The following is a 972-nucleotide window of genomic DNA, read 5'->3' on the forward strand; positions in this document are numbered from 1 at the left end:
GCATTGAGCACTGCACCATCGGGAATGTTACCGATGGTGACGGAGAGAACTTCACTGCCATCGGTGACGGCGGTGTCGATATCAAGGGCAATCGCGGTATCTTCCGCCCCCGTGATGTCGGCAGCCGTCAGGGTCGGCGCATCAGCAACTGGCGTTACCGTGACCGAGAAGGCTTCGCTGGTCGTCGCACTCTCGCTGCCATCGGTTGCCGTTGCAACCGCGAACAGGTTGAGCGTCCCGCTGTAATCAGCCGGCGGGGTTAAGGTCAGTCCGGCGAGATCGCCAGCATCAACGGTCCAGGTGCCATCACCATTATCGGTCCCGGCACTGAGAACGGCACCTTCCGGCACACCGGCAAAGGTGACCGACACGGTATCGGGAGAGGTAGCGGTCACATCAAGCGCAATCGGGGTGTCTTCAGCGCCACTTGCATCGGTCACGGCAAGAACCGGGGCGTCAGCCACCGGTGTTACCGTGATGCCGAACGTATCAGACACCGTTGCTGTATCGGTACCGTCGGTCGAGGTCGACGCAATCGAGAGATCAAAACTGCCACTGAAATCAGTTGGTGGTGTGATCGTCAGGCCGGTCAGTTCGGTCGGAGTTAGCGTCACGGTGCCATCGGGATTAACCGTGCCGGCATTGAGCACCGCGCCATCGGGAATGTTGCCGATGGTGACAGAGAGAACTTCACTGCCATCGGTGACGGCGGTATCGATATCCAGCGCAATGGCGGTGTCTTCGGCACCTGTGACATCGGCAGCCGTCAGGGTCGGGGCATCAGCCACCGGTGTGACGGTGACACCGAACGTATCAGATACAGTTGCGGTATCAGTGCCATCGGTCGAGGTCGCGCCGATCGAGAGATCAAAGCTGCCACTAAAATCAGCTGGCGGTGTGATGGTGAGACCGGTCAGCTCGGTCGGCGTCAGGGTGACGGTGCCATCGGGATTGATTGTGCCGGCATTGAGC

1 protein-coding gene is annotated in these 972 nt (G+C 60.1%); it reads right to left on the minus strand.

What is annotated here, in order from left to right:
• Positions 1-972 (minus strand): Ig-like domain-containing protein (locus tag TMES_RS22860; RefSeq protein ID WP_245835546.1); only part of this gene is annotated, 972 nt, incomplete at both ends.

The sequence above is a fragment of the Thalassospira mesophila genome (genome assembly GCF_002115755.1).
In the GTDB taxonomy this organism is placed as follows: domain Bacteria; phylum Pseudomonadota; class Alphaproteobacteria; order Rhodospirillales; family Thalassospiraceae; genus Thalassospira; species Thalassospira mesophila.